This is a genomic window from Pseudomonas sp. R11-23-07, assembly GCF_003852295.1.
GTDB lineage: Bacteria > Pseudomonadota > Gammaproteobacteria > Pseudomonadales > Pseudomonadaceae > Aquipseudomonas.
Genome location: NZ_CP027761.1, coordinates 3,116,940 through 3,137,687, shown reverse-complemented (window position 1 = coordinate 3,137,687; position 20,748 = coordinate 3,116,940). Strand labels below are relative to the sequence as shown.

The following is a 20,748-nucleotide window of genomic DNA, read 5'->3' as shown; positions in this document are numbered from 1 at the left end:
GCCTGGCGCGACGGATGCTGTTGTCCGGGCTACTGGCAGGGTGCCACAATGGCACCTTTGTCGTAGCACTCAGACAGGCGAATCGCATGAATAGCCATGGGCTTGGGCAAGACCCGGACCGTGTTATCGAACAGCAGGTGCGCACCGACCGTTTGCACCAGCTGTTTCGCCAGTCCTTCCCGGCGCTGTTTGGCAGCTACCTGGCCGCTCTCATGCTGTGCTGGCTGTGCTGGGAGCGCTTCGACCAGCAGCTGATCCTGATATGGCTGGTGCTGCTGGCCGGTTCCTCACTGCTGCGCCTGCAATTGTTCCTTGAATGGTTCCGCTGCCCCGACAGCGAGCGCACGCCGGCGCGGTGGGAGCGGCGTTACTGGGTGACACTGATGTTGTCGGCGGGCATCTGGGGGGGCGGGGCGCTGGCGGTGATGCCGGTCGATGACCGTGTGTCCCAGGTGCTGGTCATGCTGTTCGCCGTGGGCATGTCGGTCGGCGCGGTGTCCTGCTATTCGGCGTATCGCTACATGTCGCTGGGGTCCATGGGCCTGGTGCTGTTGCCCTGTGCCCTGTGGCTGCTGTTCCAGCCGTCGCCGATGCAGGTGGGTGTGGCGCTGGCGGTATTGGTGTTCTCGTCCTTTGTGGTAGCCGCCACGCACAAACTGTCCGACGCCCTGGAAAAAGCTTTTCGCCTGACCCGGCAAATGGAGCGCGCCCACACCATTTCAACCCACGCCTCCCAGACCGATGAGCTGACCGGGTTGATGAACCGTCGGGCCTTTTTCGAACAGGCCCAGGCGCTCTATGCCCAGTGCCGTCGTGAGCAGCAGCCGCTGTGTGTGCTGATGCTGGACATGGATCACTTCAAAAACATCAATGACACCTACGGTCACCAGGCCGGTGATCAGGTGTTGCGCCAGATTGGCAGTGTGATCAGCACCTCGTTTCGCCAGGTCGATGTGTACGGTCGCCTGGGGGGTGAAGAGTTCGCAATATTGCTGCCCAATACCTCCCTGGAGACCGCGCGCAGCATCGCCGAGCAACTGGTCCAGGCCATTGGCGATTTGCGGGCCGACCCGGTGCAGGGGTTGAGTGCCAGCCTGGGCCTGGCTTCGACCCATACCCAGGCGCTGGACTTGTATGGCTTGATGGACAGCGCCGACAAGGCGCTGTACCGGGCCAAGGCGCTGGGCCGCAATCAGGTGGCCGTGGCGGGCTGATCCTTGGCCATGGCCTTGGCCAACGCGCGCGCAACCTGTTCGGCGGAGTAGGGTTTGGCGAGGAATTCAAAGCCTTCATAGCCACTGTCCGCCAGTTCTTCGCTGTATCCGGAGACCAGCACCACCGGCAGGTCCGCCCGGCGCTGGCGCATCAGCTTGGCCATGGCGACGCCAGTCATCCCAGGCATCACCACATCCGAGAACACCGCGTCGAAGGCCTGGGCGTCGTTGCCGGCCAGCGTCAGCGCCTGTTCGGCGTTGGTGGCCCAGGTGGTCTGGTAACCCAGATCCTTGAGGATCTGGCTGGCGAAGCGTCCCACCTCCAGGTTGTCCTCCACGATCAGTACATGCCGTTGGGCCAGGTCCAGCGGCGGTGGAAGGTCTTGCTCTGCGTCCTGCCGGGGCGCGGCTTCGCCTTCCACCTCGGGCAGGTACAGGGTGAACACCGTGCCTTGCCCCAGGGTGCTGGCCACATCGATATTGCCGCCCGATTGCTTGGCAAAGCCGAACACTTGCGACAAGCCCAATCCGGTGCCCTTGCCGACGGCCTTGGTGGTGAAGAACGGCTCGAAAATGCGTTCGACGGTATCGCCGGCAATGCCCACGCCCGTGTCGGCCAGGGAAATAGCGATGTAGGGCAGGCGCGACTCGGCATCCCCGCGGATGCGCGGCAGCGGCTGCTGGGCGGCGACCTTGATGATCAGGCTGCCCTGGCCGTCCATGGCGTCGCGGGCATTGAGGGCGATGTTGATCAGGGCGGTTTCGAACTGGCTGGAATCGATGCGCGCATAGCAGGGCTGGTCGGGCAATTGCACCTGCACATGAATGCGTGCGCCGGTGACGCTCTCAAGCATGTCGCCGATGTTGCGCACCCGTTGGCTGACATCGAACACCTGCGGGTTCAACGGCTGGCGGCGGGCGAAGGCGAGCAGTTGGCTGGTGAGCTTGCTGGCTCGCTCGACGGTATCGGACACCGCGCCCATATAGCGTTGCCGGCGTTCTTCCGAGAGCCCCGGCTGGCGCAGGAAGTCCACGGATGAGCGAATGATCGTCAGCAGGTTATTGAAATCATGGGCGACGCCGCCAGTGAGTTGGCCGATGGCCTCGAGCTTTTGCGACTGGCGCAACGCGGCTTCGGCCTGGGCGAGGGCGCGGGTGCGTTCTTCGACGCGCTGTTCCAGGGTTGCATTGAGTTCGGTATAGGCCGCCAGGCCCTCACGCACCACAGCATCGGCGCGTACGCGCTCGATATGCGCCCAGGAACGTTCGGTGACTTCGCCCAACAGCGCCAAGTCGTAGGAGGACCAGTGGCGGGGCTGTTTGTCGTGCACGGCCATCAGCGCGGTGAGGCGGCCGTCTTTGATCAACGGCATACAAATGGTCGCCGTTACACCGAGTGCCTGGAAGTTCGCGGCTTCATGGGGCGGCAACTCGAGCAGGTTATTGCCGATCACCAGGGGCTCGCCGGCGCGCAGGCAGGCCACCGCGCGCTCACCGAACGCAGCCAGGCTGTAATGGCCGATGATGCTCGGCGAGCCTTGCGCCGACCAGTCGCCGCGAATGGTAAAGCCGTCTTGATCGTCTTCCATGTCGGCGTAGGCGCAAATCGACACTTGCAGGTGTTCGGCCAGCAGGCGGGTGGTCGACATCATGATTGTTTCGGGGTCGGTGGCCGTGGCGACGCTGTTGCCGATGGCGTCCAGCACGGCCAGGCGCCGGGTGAGGAAGACCGTGGCGGTGGTTTCGGTGACGGTATCGAGCAACCCCACCACCGCGCCTTTTGCATCACGGATCGGGCTGTAGCAAAAGGTGAAATACGCTTGTTCAGGCGTGTCGTCACGCAGGATCAACAGCGGAAAGTTTTCGATATAGGTGGCCTGCCCGGCGAACGCGGTGTCGGCGATAGGGCGGATGTCATCCCATGCCTCGTGCCACACCTCGTTGAACGGACGGCCCAGGGCGTCGGGCTTGTTGCCCAGGATCGGCACGAATGCATCGTTGTGGAGCGTGATCAACTCAGGCCCCCAGACGATGGCTTGGGGAAAGCTGGAGGCGAAGCACAGCGCAACGGTTGTCTTCAACACGTCCGGCCAGTGTTCAACCGGCCCCAGGGGCGTACTGGCCCAATCATGCCGACGAACCCGCTCTGCCATTACGCTGCTGCCTTGCAGCCAATTCATCATTGGGTTCACACCTTGCTCGCTACGCGTTGTTAGGCTTTGAAGAGGTCAGACCGACTAGCAACAGACCGGCCTGACCTGGATCAGTTCAGCGCGATTATCTCCTAGATAGCACTTTGATTTCATTGCTCATTTGGCGGGGCGAGTCGTCGCAGGGCCGGGCCGCCGCCCACCGTTATTGCGCGCCGAACAGCCCCGTCCAGTAGATGCCCGCATCGCTTTTCGGGTCCATTGCATAGGCCGCGCCCAATTCACGAAATTGCGGGTTCATCAGGTTGGCGCAATGGCCGGGGCTGGCGAGCCAACCGTCGAGCACCTTGCGTGGGGTATCGAGGCCGGCGGCGATGTTTTCACCGATGTTTTTTGCGATATACCCGGCCAGCTCGGCGCGGTCGCCGGGGGTACGGCCGTCGTGGTCGAGGTGATCGAAAAAGTTGCCGTTGGCCATGTTGCGGGTATGGCTGTTGGCGGCACCGGCCAGATCGTCGTTCCACGACAGCGGCGTGGTCGCGGTGAACGCCTGGGTGCCGCACTGGCGCGGCTGGGCGCGGGCGGCGTTGATCAGGTCGAGCAGTTTGCGGCCTTCGGTCTGCCAATCGCCCAGGCCGCTGGTCAGCAGCGGGCGGGCGAGCACGATGCGCCAGTCCTGGCCGCTGTTGCTCACGCCGATGTCGACGAATTGCGGGTCGAGTACCACGCGACAGAAGCTTTCACGCACCGCTTTCATGGCGGCCTCGGCATCCCTGGGCCCGGACAGGCTGATGGCCTGCACGTTGACCATGGGGTACGCGGCCCGCGCCAGCGACTGCTGCAAATCGCCGACATTGGTGGCCGGCAGCACCAGCCGTGTATCACTGTTCAGCGGCGGCAACTCCTGGGAACCCTGGTCGCCGCAGCGCTGCACCTGGCTGCGGTACTGGTTGATCTGTTGCACCAACTGACTTTCTTCATTCGCCATCGCGCTGGCGCAGAACACCGTACTGGCGGCCAGCGTCGTAAGACCCATCATCAATGACAGAACGCGCATGGACGTTACCCTTGAGCTTGAAAGTGCCCATGATGCGCGATCCAGGTGCGTGCATGCACCCGTTGGTCCGAACTTTTTTTGTTCAATGCTTGAGTGCCGGCGGTTGAGGGCCGAGGCTTCACGGCGTGCAACAGGTACAATCGCCACTGCCTTGACGTGAAACCCCAGGAATTTGCATGTTCAGCCTTACCCGCTACACCACGCCGTGCCCCGAATCGGTCAACAGCCAGATCCTGCAGCTGGTGGTCGACAACCTCACCGACATCAGCAGCGTGGCACTGGCGCCCAGCAACCTGCTCTACAACATTTACCAGTACGCCATCGGGTTTGAGGTGCACCTGTACCTGGAGGCGCTGGATGGATCGAAGGGCATCAGCGTTGAGCTGGTCGTGGCGATGCAGGAGGAGACCGTCATTGGGTTTTGCCTGTACCTCCCGGTGAAGCACGACCCTCAGGCCTGTGGCGTGGCCTTTATGGCCGTGCACTCGGGGTTCAGGCGCCAAGGCGTGGCCCGGGCCATGCTGGGTGACGTGTTGGCACGCTATCCCCATGGGGAGCTGGCGTGCTCGGTGGAGAAGGTTGCCGCATTCGAAGCGATGGGCTTCCAGGTGCGCGGCGCGCGTGGCACCCAAGTGCTGATGAATACGCGGGACTACGGCACCGATGGGTTGATGGGCGTGCTCGACGTGGCGGCTATCTACAGCTCACTGGAAGTGCGGCAGATCCATACCTACCTGCTGCAAAAGCACGGGAAGCGCGCGATGGTGGACGCGGAAAAGCAGCGCGACCGGCACCTGGATCAATTGACGCGCAAGGTGCAGCGGTTTGTAGACGAACGCTTGGGTTGAGAACCGGTGACAGTGTGGGAGGGGGCTTGCTCCCGATGGCAGTGTGTCAGTCACCTATCAATCGACTAAACCACCGCTATCGGGAGCAAGCCCCCTCCCACATTGATCTGCTTTTAGTTGACGACCGTCGCGGTCTCAGGCGGCGCCGCGCTTGACCATCGCCAGGATGGTCGCCAGCAGTTCCTGTTGCGCTTCTTCGCGGCTGATTTCCGCGCTGGCTGCGGCATGGGACAAGGCTTCGGCCGCGCCCAGCATGGCGCGCAGGCCTGCTTGGGAAAGCGTGCCACCCGGCGCGAAGGGCGCCAGGGCATCGCGGCATTTATCGAGAAAGATGGCCTCGTACTTGCGCTTGAGCGCCTCCAGCTCCGGCGAGCCACTGAGCGCCGCCGTCACCCCTGGAATCTCGCGACCCTGCAGCAACACGCAATCCACATAGGACGAGGCAATCACCCACGCACGCGCTCCAAGCGTCGCGCTGCTGGCTTCGATGGCGTCGACAAACACTTGGTTCTGACGCCCATCGAAATCTTCATACAGAGCGGCCAACAGGCCAGAGCGCGTGACGAAATGGTCGTACACCACCGGTTTGGTCACTCCGGCCAACTCGGCCAGGCGCCCCAGGGTCAGGGCGTCGGTGCCTTCCTCGCGCACCAGTTGCCAGGCGGTTTCCAATAACTGTTGCAGGCGTTCTTCGCGGGAAAGACGCCGACGCGGGGCAGGGGATTGTTCGCTTGACATGCTTATATACCAAAAGTAACTTAAACGGAGTAACTTACTAAAAGTAGCTTAAGCCTAAAAGGAGTCAATGTCATGCATGCACTCATCGTTGTGGCTCATCACGACAGCCAATCCCTTACCCATAGCGTGGCCGCGCAGGTGGGTGGCGGTTTGAGCGCCTCCGGGCACACCTTTGAAATCGCCGACCTGGCGGCCGAAGGTTTCGACCCGCGCTACACCGCCGCCGACCACCGGGTACACCGCAGCCGCGCCACGCCGCCAGCGGATGTCCTCGCCGAACAGGCCCGCATCGAGCGCGCCGACGCGTTGGTCGTGGTGTTCCCGATCTACTGGTGGTCCATGCCGGCGTTGCTCAAGGGCTGGATCGACCGTGTCTTCGTCAACGGCTGGGCGATCGATTACGGCCCCGATACACCGGTGACCAAGAAGTTGCGGCACTTGCAGGTGCACCTGCTGGCCCTGGGGGCTGCCGATCCCGATGCCTTCGACCGGCACGGTTATGCCCAGGCCATGCGCACGCAGATCGATTACGGGATCTTCGACTACTGCGGAGCGCAGGTGCTGACCTCGCAGTTGCTGCTGGAGTCGGAAAGCGACAGTGCCCAGGCGCATCTGCGCAAGGCCAGGGAGACAGGGCAGACGCTGTTTGTGCGCGAGACGGTAGCGGGGTGATTCAAGCGTCGCGAAACAGGTCGTGGGCGTCCAGCAAGCGGTAGGCAATCTCGGGCTGCTTCTCCAGGCCGCGACGGATCGCCGCCGGAATCGATTGGCGGGTCTTGCGACACAGGCCGGGCAGCTCGTCGATGACGATCTGGATCCCGCGCATGCTCTTGACCTCGGTGTGGCCCGGCGCGATATGCAGGCGGATGCCCAACTGTTCGAACATCCGCTGCTGCAGATGCTCAAGGTCCTGCAGGCTCTTGAGGTTCTCCAGGCGCTCGAGCAGGCGTTTTTCTTCCTGGCGTGTCAGGTTGAGAATGCGCAGGTCGGGCTCGGGCGCCTCCAGCAAACGTTCGCGCTCGCAGTCACAGACGCCGGGCGGGCAGGGCTGGCGAATGGTCATGTGCGTGCCCTCCCTGAACCTGCGCTTTTGTCTTAGTAGCTGAGCGTTACGCCAAGGCTGCCCAGGGCTTTCCAGTACCCAGGGTAAGTCTTGGCCACGCAGTCCGGGTCCTGGATGCGAATGCCCGCGACTTTCAGCCCGGCCAGGGCAAAGCACATGGCGATGCGGTGGTCGGCGTGGGTATCGATCGAGGCGTTGCAGGACGTGCCTGCCAGGGCCGGGTCAGCCGCAACCAGCAGATCGTCGCCCTCGATGGTCGCCAGGCCCGGACGGATTGCGTTGAGGCCGTCGTGCAGCGCCTGCACGCGGTCACATTCCTTGACGCGCAGGTTGGCCAGTTCCGTGAAACGCACCGGCGTATTGTTGAACGCGGCAAGCACCGCCAGGGTCGGGATGGCGTCCTGCATTTGCGAGCCCACCACCGTGGCCTGCATGTGCGGGAACTGGGCGATCACCGCCTGGGCCTTGGCGTCCGGCTGGGTGAACGCCTCGGCGGCGACACCGATGTCGATACGGCCGCCGGTCAACACCTCTGCGGCCCACAGGTAGGTGGCTGCGGAGGCGTCGGGTTCGATCAGGTAATCATGGGCGGTGTAGCCGGTCGGGGCCACGCGCCAGGTGGTGTCGTCGACGGCTTCCACCTGGGCGCCGAAGGCACGCATGCAGTCCAGCGTCAGGTCCACATAGCCACGGGCGCCGATGTCCTTGCCGGTCAGGGCGACTTCAATCGGCGCTTCGCCGCATGCCGCGAGCATCAGCAGCGCCGAGACATACTGGCTGGACAGCCCGCCATCGATCTCGAAACGCTTGGCCTGGACCTTGCCCACGCCGTGCACGGTCACCGGTGGGCAGCCGGTCGGGCTGTCGACCTGGATGCCATTCTGGCCGAGGGTGGCGAGCAGCGGCCCGATCGGGCGCTTTTGCATGTACGCGTCGCCGTCCAGCACCACGGTGCCGTGCACGGTTGCCACGGCAGCGGTGAGAAAGCGCATGGCGGTGCCGGCATTGCCGAGGAACAGCGGTTGTGGCGGCAAGTGCAGTTTGCCCTGGCCGGTGACCACGAACGTGGTGTCGTCCGGCTCGTCGATGGTCACGCCCATCTGCCGCAGGGCCACCGACATGTGACGGGTGTCGTCGCTCTTCAGGGCGCCGCTCAAGCGGCTGGTGCCCTTGGCCAGGGCCGCCAGCAGCAGGGCGCGGTTGGTAATGGATTTGGAGCCGGGGGGCGCGACCTTGCCATTGAGAGGAAAGTTGGGCGGGGTAACGGTCACGGTTTTCTGCGAACTCAAGGGACAAGGCTCCTGATCAAGGCGAGGTGGCATGGAGTGGCCGACGGGGCGGACCCGAATAATCGGCCAAAGGTGCGGTGCTTGTCGAGATTTAGCGCTTGCTCAGCCAGTAATCGTGCAGCGCCCGCGCCGCCGGTTCGATTTCGCTGACCCGCTGCTGATGGGCCTGCACATCCAGGTCCGCCGGCAATTCGAAATTATCCTGCTCGGCGCACCAGGAGATTTTCTCGAACTGAGTGGCCAGTTCGGCGGGCAGCGGCGGCCAGTTGCCGATGGCCGCGCCACGGATATAGCCGAAGCACCATTCTTCGGCGAGGGTCACGGACTGGCCGTGGTGCTCTTTTTCATCGAACAGCGCCTTGAACGCCTTGGAATTGCCAGCCAGTTGCGCCGCCAGCGTATTGAAGTGGCGTACACACAGGTCCAGGACCTGCCCGGCCTCTTCGGGGCTTTCCCAGTCCGGGTTCTGCCCGCCCCAGATGGCCGGAAACCACTCGGCGATATCCACCTGCGTCGGGCTCGATACCAGCGCGGTGAAGTAGCCGTCGAGTTCGGCGACGTTGAGCACCGAATGGTCGTCGCCGTACTTGAGCAGGGTTTCTTCGATCTGGTCGAACTCGGCGGGGGTGAGCGGCTGGGCGTGCATGGGGCATATCCTTCAAACGTCGAACGCCGCAGTGGGGCGGCTTAAAGCGCCAAGGATGGCGCCTGGCAAGGTTTTTAGCCAGTCCCGCTTTTGGCCGATGCGCCGTTGCCTGCCCTTGTTATAGTTCGGGCCTTATCACTCGCCAGTCAGGGATCACGGCCATGTCCGAATACCAAGCGTTCGTTGTGGAACTCAGCGGCAACGTTGCCCATGTGCAGATCAATCGCCCGGAAAAGATCAACGCGATGAACGCGGCGTTCTGGAGCGAAATCATCGAGATCTTCCAATGGGTCGACGACACCGATGCCGTGCGCGCCGTGGTGCTCAGCGGTGCCGGCAAGCATTTTTCTTCCGGCATCGACCTGATGCTGCTGGCCTCGGTGGCCAATGAGTTGGGCAAGGATGTGGGCCGCAATGCGCGTCTGCTGCGGCGCAAGATCCTCGGGCTGCAAGCCTCGTTCAATGCGGTCGACAACTGCCGCAAGCCGGTACTGGCCGCGATCCACGGCTACTGCATCGGCGGCGCCATTGACCTGATCAGCGCCTGCGACATGCGCTACGCCGCCGAGGACGCGCAGTTCTCGATCAAGGAAATCGACATGGGCATGGCCGCCGACGTCGGCACCTTGCAACGCCTGCCCCGCATCGTCGGCGACGGTATGTTGCGCGAACTGGCCTACACCGGTCGTCAGTTCGGTGCCGAGGAAGCGCGCAGCATCGGCCTGGTCAACCGCGTGTTTGCCGACCAGCAAAGCCTGTTGGCCGGCGTCATGGCCATTGCCGATGAAATCGCCACCAAGTCGCCGATTGCCGTGGCCGGCACCAAGGCGATGATCAGCTATATGCGCGACCACACCCTCAACGACGGCCTGGAATACATTGCCACCTGGAACTCGGCTATGTTGCAATCCAACGACCTGCGCGTAGCCATCGCGGCCCATATGAGCAAGCAGGCACCCGAATTCTTGGATTGATCGATATGACCCCAGGCTGGATTACCACAACGCTGTTGGACAATGACGCTGCCGGCGGCTGGGCCGTCGCCCGCAGCCGCGACGGCTTTTTGCAGGATGCCAATGGGCCTCTGTTCCCTCGGGAATGGCTCAAGCGCCAGGACCTGTCGGTGTTTGCCGAACACGGCATCGGCCACCTCGATGGCGAGCCGGTGTACCTGCTGGAACTCGACAGCGCTGGCGAAGTACCGGGTTGCAGCTGGCAAGGCCTGCGCGGCTTTATGCTGCAAGGCGATCACACCCTGTACAAAGTGCTGGGCTATGCCGCGCAGATCGGCACCTGGGCGCGCGAGCATCGGTTCTGCGGCAGTTGCGGCCAGGCCATGGTCCAGGTGCCACGGGAGCGGGCGATGTACTGCCAACCCTGCGACCTGCGCAGCTATCCGCGAATTTCGCCGAGCATGATCGTGCTGGTGACCCGTGGCGATGAGGTTCTGCTGGCGCGTTCGCCACGCTTTGTCACCGGGGTCTACAGCACCCTGGCCGGCTTTGCCGAGCCGGGTGAGTCGGCCGAAGACTGCCTGATCCGCGAAGTGCGCGAAGAAGTGCAGCTCGAGGTAAAGAACCTGCAGTACATGGGCAGCCAGTGCTGGCCGTTCCCGCATTCGATGATGCTGGGTTTCCATGCCGAGTATGCCGGTGGCGATATTGTGCCCCAGGCCGACGAGATCGAAGACGCGCAGTGGTTCAACATCCACGACCTGCCGCCGCTGCCGGCGTCACGCTCGATTGCGCGTTACCTGATCGACCTGTATGTGGCCCGTCGCTTAGGCCACGCTGAACCAGTGCTGCCAGGCTAGGCGCACCGTCAGGCCGAGCACCACGGTGATAAATACCGGGCGAATGAACTTGGCGCCGCCGCTGATTGCGCTGCGCGCGCCAAAGAACGCGCCGCCCATTACCGAGACGCCCATCGCCAGGCCGACCACCCAGTCCACCGAGCCGTTGATGATAAACACCGTCAGCGCCGCCGCATTGCTGACGAAGTTCATGCTGCGCGCCACGCCGCTGGCCTTCACCAGGTCGATCGGGTGCAGCAGCATGGTGCTCACGGTCCAGAACGCACCGGTCCCGGGCCCGGCCACGCCGTCGTAGAAGCCCAGGCCGAAGCCCTGGGTGGCCTGCCATTTCTTCTTGATCGGCGCCTCGGCGTCCAGCGGTGCCTTGGGCGTGCCGCCGAACAGCAGGTACACCCCGCAGGCGAACACGATCACCGGCAGCATCTTGTTCAGGGTCTCGGCGGGCAAATAGTGCGCGACCACAGCGCCGGTCAGCGCGCCGATCAAGGTGCCGACGATGGCATGCACCCACTGGCGCGGGTGGAACAGCTTGCGGCGGTAGAAGGTGAAGCTGGCGGTGGCCGAGCCAAAGGTGGAACTGAGTTTATTGGTGCCCAGCACCAGATGCGGCGGCATGCCAGCGGTCAACAGGGCAGGGGTGGTAAGCAAGCCACCTCCGCCAGCGATGGCGTCGATGAAGCCGGCGATAAAAGCCACGACGGCGAGAATGGCGAGGGTGGTCAGGTCAACGCTGAGTTCGAAGGGCATGGGCAGGGCTTATTGTTGGGTGGGCACGCAGGCCCGCCATCTTACCTGCCGGATGTGCGCAGATCCAAATGAGTGAGCAGAACCCAATGTGGGAGGGGGCTTGCTCCCGATAGCGGTGGGTCAGCGAGCTTGAGTGCTACTGACACACCGTCATCGGGGGCAAGCCCCCTCCCACATTTTTAACAGTGTTCGCTTGGGTTATTTGTGGGTGCCCATCCACTCCAGCGCGGTGCGCCAGATGCAAATGCCCAGGAAGTACGCCGACATCAGCGACCATAACCCGAACGTCCACGGGTTGGTGTTCGGATAATCCACCACCATCAGGAAGCTGCACAGCAGCCAGATTGTGGTTACCGCGATATTGATCGGCATGAACCGCTTGACCCGGAACGGGTGCAGGAACTTCATCGGCGTCACGGTCAGCAGCGCCAGGCCGATTACGGTGAGCAAGGTGATCCAGGCGTCGGGCTGGATGATGTACACACACAAGGCCACCACGTTCCATGCCGCCGGGAAGCCGACGAAATAGTTGTCCTTGCTCTTCATGTTGACGTTGCAGAAGCAGAACAGCGACGACACCAGGATCACCGACACCGCAAACAGGTGGGTGAAGTCCGGCAGGTCGATATAGCGGTAGATAAACAGCGCGGGGATGAATACGTAGGTGAGGTAATCGATCACCAGGTCCAATACCGAGCCGTCAAAGCTGGGCAATACCGTGCTGACGTTGACCCGTCGCGCCAGGGAGCCGTCGACGCCATCCACCACCAGTGCCAGGCCCAGCCACAGCAAGCAGGCCTTGGGGGAATTTTCCAGCAGCGCCAGGGTGGCCAGGAATGCCAGTACCACACCGGTGGCGGTAAAGCCGTGGGCGCCCCAGGCTTTGATTCTGGCTACATGCAGGGTCGATATCACGGGCGGTTCTCCAAAGGGTCAAACGGGGCAGCCGACAGCGTAACGCTGTCGAGTCTGGCCGGGGAATGCAGGTATCGACCGGGAAGGCAGGGATAAGGTTCACCGCCCGGCGTATGCCTTAGCGTAGCAAGCGTAGGACTTTTCGGCATCAGCCTTGGCGAAACACCAGGGCCTTCAACCCGCTTTGCGGGTCGATATCCGGGAATTCCGGTGGGTTTGCCAGGCGTTCTACAAAGCGCAGGCCCGGTGCCTCGCGGGTGACGCCGTCGATCAGGAAGTCCTCGCCAAAGGCCGGATCGTTCATGCACGCCAGCACCGTGCCCTGGGCCGTGAGCAAATCCGGCAGGCGGCGCAGTACGCGCTGGTAATCCTTGGTCAACAGAAAGCTGCCCTTCTGAAAGGAGGGCGGGTCGATGATCACCAGGTCATAGGGACCGCTGCTGGTGACTTTGGCCCAAGACTTGAACAGGTCGTGGCCCAGAAAGCTTACCTTGCTCAGGTCGTGGCCATTCAGGCGATGGTTGTCGCGGCCACGGCTCAGGGCGCCACGGGCCATGTCCAGGTTCACCACATGGTCGGCGCCGCCTTCGATAGCGGCCACGGAGAATCCGCAGGTGTAGGCGAACAGATTAAGCACGCGCTGGCCCCTGGCCTGCTCGCGCACCCAGTTGCGCCCGTAACGCATGTCGAGGAACAGGCCGCTGTTCTGCTTTTTACCCAGGTCGATCAGGTAACGCAGGCCGCCTTCGGTGATGGTCAGCTCATCGATTGCCTCGCCCACCAGCCACTCGGTGGTGCTTTGCGGCAGGTAGCGGTGTTGCAGCGCTACGGTATGGGCGCCGAAGCCGGCCCAGTCGACCTGCAACAACTGCTGCTTCAAGGCCTGCAGATGCTCGGTTTCCTTGAACAGCGCTACCAGCACCACACCTTGCAGCCAGTCCACCGTCACCTGCTCAAGGCCCGGCCAGCAGCGGCCACGGCCGTGAAACAGGCGCCGGGTTTCAGCCGGAGCGCTGGCCAGGGCGGTGAGCAGATGGGCGTGCAGGGTAGCGAGTGCGTCTGGGGTCATCGTTGAGCGTCAGTCGTTGAGCGGGCGGCATTTTAAACACAATTGCGCGTCAGAGCGTGGCGATCAGGGCTGGACCAAAGGAATCGCGCAGAAAAACCGGCGCGATATAGCGCTCGTAATGCGCCTCGGACAGCAGGAAAAACTCCCGGTCAATCGCATCGCGCAGGTCCGTGAGGCTACGTTCACGAAACTCCGGCAGCAACGCCAACCCATAGGCGTCCAGCTTCGACATCACCCGCGCACCCCGCGCAATCAGCTGGTATGCCCAGCAATACGGCGACTGTTGCGGCATGAAGCGAATCTTGCGGTCTTCCAGTTGTTGGCGCAGACGCTGCGGGTCGACCACTTCCAGCTTGCTGGCCATGACCTGCACCAGCAACTGCTCGAGGCGCAGCCACACCGCGTGTTTTTCCTCGGCGTTATAGCCGTTCCACTGGATCACTTCGTGGTGGTAACGCTTGCAGCCCCGGCAGACCAGGTCACCGTAGACGGTGGAACACAGGCCTACACAGGGCGTCTTGATGGTTTGGTTGGGCATAAAGGGCAATTTCGTTTCCAAGGTGGGAGGGGGCTTGCTCCCGATAGCAGTGGTTCAGTTAAAGCAGCTGTGACTGATACACCGCTATCGGGAGCAAGCCCCCTCCCACATGTTGGATCTGTGCTGTTAAATCAATCCCAGCTCAACGCGCCGCCGGTCTGATACTCGATCACACGGGTCTCAAAGAAATTCTTCTCTTTCTTCAAGTCCATGATCTCGCTCATCCACGGGAACGGGTTAGTCGTGCCTGGATACTCTTCCTTCAACCCAATCTGCGACAACCGACGATTCGCGATGAACTTCAGATAGTCCTCCATCATCGCCGCATTCATCCCCAGCACCCCACGTGGCATGGTATCGCGCGCATATTCGATCTCCAGCTGGGTCCCTTGCAGGATCATCTGGGTCGCTTCTTCCTTCATCTCGGCATCCCACAGGTGCGGGTTTTCGATTTTGATCTGGTTGATCACATCGATACCGAAGTTCAGGTGCATCGACTCATCGCGCAGGATGTACTGGAACTGCTCGGCCACGCCGGTCATTTTGTTGCGGCGGCCCATGGAGAGGATCTGGGTGAAGCCGCAATAGAAGAAGATGCCTTCCAGCACGCAGTAGTAGGCGACCAGGTTGCGCAGCAGTTCCTTGTCGGTGTCGACGGTGCCGGTTTCGAACTTCGGATCGGAGATCGAGCGGGTGTACTTCAGGCCCCAAGCGGCCTTTTTGGCGACCGATGGAATCTCGTGGTACATGTTGAAGATCTCGCCTTCATCCATGGCCAGCGATTCGATGCAGTACTGGTAAGCGTGAGTGTGGATCGCTTCTTCGAAGGCCTGGCGCAGGATGTACTGGCGGCACTCCGGGTTGGTGATCAGGCGGTACACGGCCAGCACCAGGTTGTTGGCGACCAACGAATCCGCCGTGGAGAAGAAGCCCAGGTTGCGCATGACGATGCGGCGTTCGTCGTCGGTCAGGCCTTCGGGGTCTTTCCACAGGGCGATGTCGGCGGTCATGTTGACCTCTTGCGGCATCCAGTGGTTGGCGCAGCCGTCGAGGTATTTCTGCCAGGCCCAGTCGTACTTGAAGGGCACGAGTTGGTTGAGGTCGGCGCGGCAGTTGATCATGCGCTTTTCGTCAACGGCGACGCGGGCGGAGGCGCCTTCGAGTTCGGCGAGGCCTTCGGCGACGTCGAGTTTGTCCAGGGCTGCCTTGGCGCGCACGATGGCCGCGGAGTCATTGGCGGTGACGGCGCGGGCTTCGATGGCGGCGGCAGCGCCGGCACCGTCAAGGCGGTCCATGTTGGCTTCGGTGGCGTGGCCGGCGTTGGCGCCTTTGATCACGGGGGCAACGCTGTCTTCGCTGTCGACTTCATCCCAACTCAGCATCGAAATACTCCTTCCTGATCTGTTTTGACGGTGCGTGGAACCGTCCAAAAAATATGCGGTTTGCAGGCTTCAAGGCATTGAAATACGGCGCATAGTGTGGTCGGAAATTACCGAGGCTGCACACTATATAGTGGTCCGTTCTGTTTGTGGGCACACTATATGGTGTGTGGCGGCGATGGTCAACGCGCAAGTCGGAGCCTGGGCGTTGACCGCTGGAAGGGAAAACTCAGATGACGTGGGCGTGTTGCAGCTCGGTCAGGCACAGCGCCTTGAGCCGAGCCAGCGACGGATCGCGCCGGTCTCGCGGGTGCGGCAAATCCACCGTCAGCACCTGGCGAATGCTGCTGGGCCGAATGCCCATCACCAATACCCGGTCGCTGAGGTACAGCGCCTCGTCCACATCATGGGTCACCAGCAGCAAGGCGATGGCATGGTGTTCGGCCAGTTGCAGCAGCAGGTCCTGCAGCTTCATGCGCGTGAACGCATCCACGGCGCTGAACGGTTCATCCAGCAGCAACACCTGCGGCCGTGAATACAGGCCCCGTGCGATCGCGACCCGTTGCGCCATGCCGCCGGACAACGCCTTAGGCAGCGCCTGGGCAAAACCCGTGAGGCCGACTTCTTCGATCAACTGCGTGACCCAGGCCTTGTCGTAGTGATTGTCCGCGCTGAATCCGATGTTTTGCTCCACCGTAAGCCAGGGCATCAATCGTGGTTCCTGGAACACGAAGGCCACCTCGCCGTTGGGGCTGCGCAGTTCGCCCTGGTAGTCGTTGTCCAGTCCCGCGACAATGCGCAACAAGGTGCTTTTGCCGCACCCGCTGGGCCCCAGCAGGCTCACGGCTTCGCGCGGTTGCAGGGCCAGGCGCACATTGTTCAAGACGGCGGCGCTGTCGAAGCTTTTGCGCACAACGTGAATGTCCAGCAGCGGTTGCACACTCATTGTCCGGCTCCCTGGAAGGTGTCGCGCCAGGCCAGGCAGCGCTTTTCCAGGGCCGCGAGCAGGCCATCGCTGACCTTGCCGAGCAGCGCCAGCACGATGATCGCCGCCAGCACGATATCCGGCCGCGAGGTTTCCCGCCCATCGCTGAGCAGGTAACCCAGCCCTTTGGTGGCCGCGATCAACTCGGCCGCCACCAGAAACATCCAGGCCAGGCTCAGGCCGCTGCGCAAGCCGGTAAACAGGCCGGGCAGGGCCGCCGGTAAGAGGATGCGACGTACCAGGCGGCGCCGATTGAACCCATACATTTGCCCGACTTCCACCAGCTTGCGATCGATATCGCGGATGGCCGCAACGCCATTGAGGTACACCGGGAAGAACGCGCCAATCGCGATCAGCACGATCTTGGAGGTCTCGTCGATGCCCAGCCACAGCAGCAGCAATGGCACCCAGGCCAGGCTCGGGATCGAGCGCAACCCGGCGAAGGTCGGCTCCAGATAGGCCTCGGCTTCGCGGCTCAAGCCCACCCAGGCGGCGAATACCAAGGCCAGGCTCGCACCAATGGCAAAACCCAGCAGTACCCGCACCAGGCTGGCGCTGATGTGTTTCCACAGGGAGCCTTCGGCGAGGTCCGCCAGGGTCATGGCGATCTCGCTGGGCGCCGGCATCTGGTACGACGGCAGCCAGCCCACGCGCACCACCGCCTCCAGCACCAGCAGAATCAGTACTGGCAACACCAGGCCCTTGAGCCGTTGCGGCCAGGCGCTACGCTTGATCTGCCGTGGCGGGGCGAGTGGCAGGGCTTGGGTTTTGCTGGTCATCACGCGCTCCTTAGCGGCCGAACGAGGTGTCGAGCAACTGGTCGATCACCTGGTCCACGTTCACCCCTTTGCGCACCAGCTCTTCGGACACCAGGATCGGCGCGGCGGCCTTGGAGGCGAGCACATCCTTGCTGCTCAAGAACGGCGTGCTCAGGTCGGTACGCGACAGCTGCAGCTTGGCCACTTCCAACGGCAGGCCGGATTCATCGGCGAGCAGCTTGGCGAACTCATCCGGGTACTTTATCGCCCAGTCCCGGGCTTTTTCATAGGCGCCCAGTACCGTGATGATGGTCTGCGGATGCGCCTTGGCGAACTGCTCGGTGACGCTGACCACGCCGTAGCTGTTGAAGTCCTTGTTGCGATACAGCAGGCGCGAACCGGCCTGGATCTGGCTGGCGGCCATATGCGGGTCGAGGCCGGCCCAGGCGTCAACGTCACCTTTTTCCAGGGCGGTGCGGCCGTCCGGATGCTGCAGGTGCACCAGTTCCACATCGTCCTTGTTCAGCCCGGCCTGTTGCAGGCTGCGCAGGGTGAACAGGTAGGGGTCGGTGCCTTTGGTAGCGGCGATTTTCTTGCCCTTGAGGTCGGTGACGCTGTTGAAGGGCGAATCTTTGCGCACCACCAGGGCCGTCCACTCGGCGCGGCTGTACACATACACCGATTTGATCGGGCTGCCGTTGGCCCGGCTCAGCACCGCGGACAAACTGGCGGAAGAGGCGAAATCCACGCCGCCGCTGTTGAGGTATTCCAGCGAACGGTTACTGCCCTGGCTCAATACCCAGCCTACCTTGGAATTCGGCAAGGCTTGTTCAAGCCAACCAAAATGCTTGAGCACCAGGCTGACGGGCGAGTAGTAGGCGTAGTCGAGATTGACTTTTGCGGGATCGGTGTCGGCGGCCTGGGCCAGCGGTTGCAGGCACAAGGCGAGGGCGCATGCGCCAAGTAAGCGTTGGGCGAAGGGTTTCATGGAACGGCTCCGGGCACGTGGGCGTTTAGAGAGGTTTTCTTATATTCAGAAAATTAGTTCGCATGTTCCATCATGCTTTTCAGGAATATGCAGTCTCTGTGCCATCTGTGTTGTCCCGTGTTTGCGCGTGTGTGCCGAGTGGAGGCTGTGGCGGATGCAGGCAGATTGTTGAAGTGCTGTTGGCTGGGCAAGGGTTTGTATATATCCATTTCGAATAAATAAAGAGTTATATATTCCTTTTATTGTTCTTTCTGAAAGCGCATTTTGAGTGCCTGCGCATTCGTGCGGATTGACTCAACAGCCAAAAGGAAAGCCGACATGACCATTAAAGCGATCAATGTGCGCAACCAGTTTAAGGGCGTGATCAAGGAAATTCTGCTGGGTGAAGTGGTGTCGGAGATCGACGTGCAAACCGCGTCCGGCATCGTCACTTCGGTGATCACCACCCGCTCGGTGCGTGACCTGGAGTTGAAGGTGGGCAGTGAAGTGATTGCCTTTGTGAAATCCACCGAAGTGTCCATCGCCAAGCTTTAAAAAGCCTCAGGCGGGCGCTTTCAGTCGACGCGATCAAACACGCTGGCGACGTCTTCGTGACTGAGTACCCCTTTACCGGGTCCGTCGAGCAATTTGAAGGTGCCATCGGCATTGATTGTGATGCCGGCGGAACTGGCCAGAGTCACTGCCGCGCCTGAGCGGCCGCTGAGCAGGTCCCGTAGCGGCTGCTCGCCGTGCAGGGTTTGCCCGATGGTCGTTGCCATGCCTTGCAGGGAACTTGAATTCACCCCGGCTACCAGGATCACATGACTGTTCTTGTCCAGCGATGCCTGCAATCTGTGCATCAATGCTCGAGTATCGCTATTTCCCGGATTCAGGCCCAGTTCCAGATTGCTGCCGGTAAGATGCATCAAGGTGCGATTCTGGTAGGTGGATCCGTTCCAGCCGGTGAGCACTGCCAGCGCCGAGCAGTCCGACAACCCGCGGGTAGCGAGCGGGTCGTGGCCTCCATTCAAAGAGACTGACCGGCCCATTTCAACCTCCACAGTCTTGATGTCTGAACGCGTGCTGGGCGGGTTAGCCAGAGGATGTTTCAGCCCCACAAAGCGCATCAATTGATGCGATGCGGTGGAGGCAGCGGCCTTTAGAGCCGAGCCCGTTGGTGCAGGTTCGCGTGGTGACGGGTTCGGCTTGAATGATTCTGTGAATTGCACAGGGCCGTTGGTTGCAGGGCGTGTCGACAGCATAGGGCGCAAAGCTCCGGGAAAGGTTCAGCCGCACAAGGGGATTCCCTTGAGTGCTGAAAAAGCCTTTCGCGGTTCCAGCCCATTCAGCGGTTTTTCAGGCTGCGTTCCATGCGCTGCAGGCCTTCTTCCAGCATCGACCGTGGGCAGCCGAAGTTCAGGCGCACGAACTGCTGGCTGTCATCGCCGAACTCAATGCCGGCGCTCAACCCGACCTTGGCCTGTTCCAGGAAGAACTGCTGCGGGTCTCCCAGGCCCAGGGCGCTGCAATCGAGCCAGGCCAGGAATGTGCCTTGTGGCGCATGCATTACCACGCCGGGCAGGCGGGTGTGCACGGCATCGAGCAGGTAGTCACGGTTGGCTTGCAGGTAGTGCTTCAGCGCGTCGAGCCAGGCGCCGCATTGGCTGTAGGCGGCGCGGGTAGCTTCCAGGCCCAGGGGGCTGACGCTGTCGACCATGCCGCAACGGGCCTGGTTGAAACGCTCGCGGATCTCGGCATTCTGCACCACGGCGAAACAGGTCTTCAGGCCGGCCACGTTATAGGCCTTGCTCGCCGACATCAGGGTGATGGTGCGCTGGGCAATCTCTTCGCTGAGGCTGGCAATCGGGATATGCCGACGGCCGTCAAAGCACAGTTCGGCATGGATTTCATCGGAGATGATCAGCGCACCGCTTTCCAGGCAGGCGTTGGCCACGGCCAGCAGTTCTGCATGGGGAAAGACTTTGCCGATGGGGTTGTGCGGGTTGCTCAACAGCAGCGCACCGGCGCCGCTCAGTGCCTGGCGCAGCGCCGGCAGGGGCGTGCGGTATTCGCCCTCGATCCACTCGAACGGGAGTTCAATGCGCGGCAAATTCCAGTGAGCGGGCGCCAGGCGAATCGGCCGGTAGTTGGGGGTTTGCAGCACCACCGGCTGGCCTGGCTGGACAAACGCGTGCAAGGCCATATTGAAACCCGGCTCGACGCCCGGCAGGAACAGCAGTTCATCCGGTTGCACGCGCCAGGCGTACTTGGCCCACAGGTCGGCGATGATCGCCTCGCGCACATCCGGGCCGGCGACGCTGTAGCCGAGCACCTGCTGGTCGAGGCGCGCATGCAATGCCTGAAGGATGGCAGGTGGGGCGGCGATGTCCATGTCGGCGATCCACATCGGCAAGACGTCTTGCGGGTAGCGGTTCCACTTGGTGCTGCCGGTGCCGAGACGTGGGTGGATCGTGTCGAAATCAAAGCTCATGGAGGGGCTCGTATGAGGCGGCGAATAAAGAGTGGCGCTGATTCTAGCGCCATTAGATTTATAGGCCAGTGCTGATTGTTT

The 20,748-nt window shown here is 62.2% G+C and carries 22 protein-coding genes; 6 read left to right on the top strand and 16 right to left on the bottom strand.

Annotation, left to right across the window (positions count from 1 at the left end; genetic code table 11):
• Window positions 1–86 precede the first annotated feature (86 nt).
• The gene (locus tag C4J84_RS14270; protein ID WP_124435591.1) at window positions 87–1,214 is read left to right on the top strand and encodes a diguanylate cyclase; all 1,128 of its coding nucleotides are present in this window, start codon (window positions 87–89) and stop codon (window positions 1,212–1,214) included.
• Here the strand turns inward: C4J84_RS14270 and C4J84_RS14265 are convergent.
• Together C4J84_RS14265 and C4J84_RS14260 are read right to left on the bottom strand one after the other, a co-directional pair.
• Window positions 1,193–3,397, bottom strand: a complete 2,205-nt coding sequence (locus C4J84_RS14265; RefSeq protein WP_124435590.1) for a GAF domain-containing protein — start codon at window positions 3,395–3,397, stop codon at window positions 1,193–1,195. The genes C4J84_RS14270 and C4J84_RS14265 overlap by 22 nt on opposite strands.
• Window positions 3,398–3,569: 172 nt before the next feature.
• Window positions 3,570–4,421, bottom strand: coding sequence for a CAP domain-containing protein (locus C4J84_RS14260; RefSeq protein ID WP_124363163.1), 852 nt, complete (start codon window positions 4,419–4,421; stop codon window positions 3,570–3,572).
• 176 nt (window positions 4,422–4,597) lie between these two features.
• Here C4J84_RS14260 and C4J84_RS14255 point away from each other — a divergent pair, with 176 nt between their 5' ends.
• Complete coding sequence (locus C4J84_RS14255) at window positions 4,598–5,269, top strand: GNAT family N-acetyltransferase (protein WP_124435589.1); 672 nt, start codon at window positions 4,598–4,600, stop codon at window positions 5,267–5,269.
• Between the two features lie 135 nt (window positions 5,270–5,404).
• Here the strand turns inward: C4J84_RS14255 and C4J84_RS14250 are convergent, their stop codons facing one another.
• Window positions 5,405–6,007: a TetR/AcrR family transcriptional regulator gene (locus C4J84_RS14250; RefSeq protein ID WP_124435588.1), complete on the bottom strand. Its 603-nt coding sequence runs from the start codon at window positions 6,005–6,007 to the stop codon at window positions 5,405–5,407.
• Window positions 6,008–6,079: 72 nt separating this feature from the next.
• On the opposite strand from C4J84_RS14250, the gene C4J84_RS14245 reads away from it, so the two are divergent.
• A complete protein-coding gene (locus C4J84_RS14245; RefSeq protein ID WP_124435587.1) occupies window positions 6,080–6,679 on the top strand; it encodes an NAD(P)H-dependent oxidoreductase in 600 nt (199 codons plus the stop codon).
• Between the two features lies 1 nt (window position 6,680).
• Here C4J84_RS14245 and C4J84_RS14240 read toward each other — a convergent pair whose 3' ends face one another.
• The 3 genes from C4J84_RS14240 to C4J84_RS14230 form a co-directional block, all read right to left on the bottom strand.
• The gene (locus tag C4J84_RS14240) at window positions 6,681–7,070 is read right to left on the bottom strand and encodes a hypothetical protein (protein WP_124429793.1); all 390 of its coding nucleotides are present in this window, start codon (window positions 7,068–7,070) and stop codon (window positions 6,681–6,683) included.
• Between the two features lie 32 nt (window positions 7,071–7,102).
• Window positions 7,103–8,359 carry a 3-phosphoshikimate 1-carboxyvinyltransferase gene (locus C4J84_RS14235; protein ID WP_124435586.1) on the bottom strand — a complete coding sequence of 419 codons (1,257 nt, stop codon included), beginning with the start codon at window positions 8,357–8,359 and terminating at the stop codon, window positions 7,103–7,105.
• A gap of 91 nt (window positions 8,360–8,450) precedes the next feature.
• The gene (locus C4J84_RS14230; protein WP_124435585.1) at window positions 8,451–9,005 is read right to left on the bottom strand and encodes a UPF0149 family protein; all 555 of its coding nucleotides are present in this window, start codon (window positions 9,003–9,005) and stop codon (window positions 8,451–8,453) included.
• A 161-nt stretch (window positions 9,006–9,166) separates the two neighbouring features.
• Here C4J84_RS14230 and C4J84_RS14225 point away from each other — a divergent pair, with 161 nt between their 5' ends.
• Complete coding sequence (locus C4J84_RS14225; RefSeq protein ID WP_124435584.1) at window positions 9,167–9,979, top strand: crotonase/enoyl-CoA hydratase family protein; 813 nt, start codon at window positions 9,167–9,169, stop codon at window positions 9,977–9,979.
• A 5-nt stretch (window positions 9,980–9,984) separates the two neighbouring features.
• Window positions 9,985–10,818, top strand: coding sequence for an NAD(+) diphosphatase (nudC, locus tag C4J84_RS14220; RefSeq protein ID WP_124370951.1), 834 nt, complete (start codon window positions 9,985–9,987; stop codon window positions 10,816–10,818).
• On the opposite strand, the gene C4J84_RS14215 is transcribed toward nudC, so the two are convergent.
• From C4J84_RS14215 to C4J84_RS14180, 8 genes are all read right to left on the bottom strand, one after another.
• A complete protein-coding gene (locus tag C4J84_RS14215; protein ID WP_124370950.1) occupies window positions 10,786–11,565 on the bottom strand; it encodes a TSUP family transporter in 780 nt (259 codons plus the stop codon). The genes nudC and C4J84_RS14215 overlap by 33 nt on opposite strands.
• Before the next feature lie 198 nt (window positions 11,566–11,763).
• Window positions 11,764–12,480, bottom strand: coding sequence for a phosphatidylcholine synthase (gene pcsA / locus C4J84_RS14210; RefSeq protein WP_124363153.1), 717 nt, complete (start codon window positions 12,478–12,480; stop codon window positions 11,764–11,766).
• Window positions 12,481–12,628: 148 nt separating this feature from the next.
• Window positions 12,629–13,549 carry a class I SAM-dependent methyltransferase gene (locus tag C4J84_RS14205; RefSeq protein WP_124435583.1) on the bottom strand — a complete coding sequence of 307 codons (921 nt, stop codon included), beginning with the start codon at window positions 13,547–13,549 and terminating at the stop codon, window positions 12,629–12,631.
• A gap of 49 nt (window positions 13,550–13,598) precedes the next feature.
• Window positions 13,599–14,087, bottom strand: coding sequence for a DUF1289 domain-containing protein (locus C4J84_RS14200; RefSeq protein ID WP_124370948.1), 489 nt, complete (start codon window positions 14,085–14,087; stop codon window positions 13,599–13,601).
• Window positions 14,088–14,218: 131 nt separating this feature from the next.
• Complete coding sequence (locus C4J84_RS14195) at window positions 14,219–15,469, bottom strand: ribonucleotide-diphosphate reductase subunit beta (RefSeq protein WP_124367292.1); 1,251 nt, start codon at window positions 15,467–15,469, stop codon at window positions 14,219–14,221.
• 226 nt (window positions 15,470–15,695) lie between these two features.
• Window positions 15,696–16,412 carry an ABC transporter ATP-binding protein gene (locus tag C4J84_RS14190; RefSeq protein ID WP_124435582.1) on the bottom strand — a complete coding sequence of 239 codons (717 nt, stop codon included), beginning with the start codon at window positions 16,410–16,412 and terminating at the stop codon, window positions 15,696–15,698.
• Complete coding sequence (locus C4J84_RS14185) at window positions 16,409–17,230, bottom strand: ABC transporter permease (protein WP_124370946.1); 822 nt, start codon at window positions 17,228–17,230, stop codon at window positions 16,409–16,411. Before C4J84_RS14185 ends, C4J84_RS14190 begins: the two co-directional genes overlap by 4 nt.
• Before the next feature lie 10 nt (window positions 17,231–17,240).
• The gene (locus tag C4J84_RS14180) at window positions 17,241–18,197 is read right to left on the bottom strand and encodes an aliphatic sulfonate ABC transporter substrate-binding protein (RefSeq protein ID WP_124370945.1); all 957 of its coding nucleotides are present in this window, start codon (window positions 18,195–18,197) and stop codon (window positions 17,241–17,243) included.
• A 318-nt stretch (window positions 18,198–18,515) separates the two neighbouring features.
• Between C4J84_RS14180 and C4J84_RS14175 the strand changes: the two genes are divergently transcribed.
• Window positions 18,516–18,731, top strand: coding sequence for a molybdopterin-binding protein (locus C4J84_RS14175; RefSeq protein WP_003173733.1), 216 nt, complete (start codon window positions 18,516–18,518; stop codon window positions 18,729–18,731).
• Window positions 18,732–18,751: 20 nt separating this feature from the next.
• Here the strand turns inward: C4J84_RS14175 and C4J84_RS14170 are convergent, their stop codons facing one another.
• Together C4J84_RS14170 and C4J84_RS14165 are read right to left on the bottom strand one after the other, a co-directional pair.
• Window positions 18,752–19,225: a hypothetical protein gene (locus C4J84_RS14170; RefSeq protein ID WP_124370944.1), complete on the bottom strand. Its 474-nt coding sequence runs from the start codon at window positions 19,223–19,225 to the stop codon at window positions 18,752–18,754.
• A 296-nt stretch (window positions 19,226–19,521) separates the two neighbouring features.
• Window positions 19,522–20,667 carry a MalY/PatB family protein gene (locus tag C4J84_RS14165; RefSeq protein WP_124370943.1) on the bottom strand — a complete coding sequence of 382 codons (1,146 nt, stop codon included), beginning with the start codon at window positions 20,665–20,667 and terminating at the stop codon, window positions 19,522–19,524.
• Between the last annotated feature and the right edge of the window lie 81 nt (window positions 20,668–20,748).